We start from the raw sequence: 473 nt of genomic DNA on the forward strand, positions 1-473 counted from the left end.
AGATTGACCAATTCGATACCAGCTTCGAGCGCAAGGCCGAGCGACCCGAAGCAGCCGTTGGGATAGACACTATCACGATAAAGTTCGCCGGGACCGCCCGCGGCAAGCACAAGGACCGAGCACTCGAACAGGGCAAGGCCGAAGGGGTTTGTTGTTGTTCGGTCGTTGGGGCGCATCGTAAGAATGCCGGCGACGTGGCGATCCATCCCCTCCCCGCAGGTGAGGATTTTGGCAGCCGTAGTGTGGTTATAGAACGGAACATCAAGACGGATCGCCTCTTCGGCAAGCACCTTGACCATCAGACGTGACGTGCGTGGACCGCAGCTGGTGGCACGACCCACCTCGTCGTGGTCGGTCTTGTATCTGAGAGTGCCGCCCAGCGCGTCCTGAGGCAGTGGAAGGCCAAGAAACTGTAGCGAGGCCATCATGCGAGACGAGCCCACGGCCTCCACATAGGCAGTATCCTCATCCAT

Annotated in this window: 1 protein-coding gene; it reads right to left on the reverse strand. The window is 59.6% G+C overall.

The window, feature by feature from the left end; genetic code table 11:
* Positions 1-473, reverse strand: a 473-nt coding sequence (locus tag EH240_RS37500) for an FAD-dependent oxidoreductase (RefSeq protein ID WP_125007303.1), incomplete at both ends; no start/stop codon positions are given.

Source organism: Mesorhizobium tamadayense (assembly GCF_003863365.1).
In the GTDB taxonomy this organism is placed as follows: domain Bacteria; phylum Pseudomonadota; class Alphaproteobacteria; order Rhizobiales; family Rhizobiaceae; genus Mesorhizobium; species Mesorhizobium tamadayense.